Raw genomic sequence first — 770 nt, 5'->3', positions numbered from 1 at the left:
GGTGGTTTCAAGTGCGAAGTGCAACAAGTCGGCGGTAATACTCGTCGCCATTAAATGTATCAGGTAAAAACAGTTCTGCAGGGCATTTAAAGCCGAGGCTTTTTCGAGGTCTAGTATTCAGTGCCCATGCAACCGCATCCAGTTCATCTTGGCTAAACACTGACAGGTCAATTCCTTTGGGCAAATACTGGCGCAGCAATCCGTTCGTGTTCTCGTTGATTCCCCGCTGCCACGGGCTGTGGGGATCTGCGAAGTACACCTTTACGCCCGTGCGGTCTGAGAGCTTTTCATGCTGAGACATCTCACGCCCTTGGTCGTAAGTCATCGACAAACGACGCTGCGCATCGATGCGGTTGAGCACCATGCTGAATCCCTCGACAGCTGCTTGGGCGCTACCGTCTTGAACTTTGGCCAGCGTCACGAACAGGCTAGTTCTCTCAACCAACGTACCAACCGCAGAAGCGTTACCTTTGCCTTTAATCAGGTCGCCCTCCCAATGGCCTGGAATCACTCGCTCTTCCACTTCTGGAGGTCGCTGGTGAATGCTGACCATGTTCGGAATCTCGCCGCGGCGGTCTTGTCCACGCGCTCTCGGGCGACGGACCTTGCCACCGTGCCTCAAGGTTGCCAGCAGCTCGGCACGCAACTCACCGCGTGGCATCGCGTAAAGCGCCGTGTAAATGGTTTCGTGACTGGCACGCATCGAGGAATCATCGGGGAACATGCGTGGAAGTATGCCCGCAATCTGTTCCGGCGAGAATCGCTGCCTA

General features: G+C 55.3%; 1 protein-coding gene. It reads right to left on the bottom strand.

Features of this window, described 5'->3' with window-relative positions; translation table 11 throughout:
- Positions 1 to 7: 7 nt before the first annotated feature.
- On the bottom strand, positions 8 to 770 hold a 763-nt coding region (locus QWY27_RS15255; RefSeq protein WP_290199286.1), incomplete at its 5' end, for an IS30 family transposase.

It is taken from the genome of Zwartia vadi, from assembly GCF_030410375.1.
In the GTDB taxonomy this organism is placed as follows: Bacteria; Pseudomonadota; Gammaproteobacteria; order Burkholderiales; family Burkholderiaceae_B; genus Zwartia; species Zwartia vadi.
The sequence above is the reverse complement of the archived record's forward strand: the minus strand, read 5'-3'. Positions and strand labels throughout refer to the sequence as shown.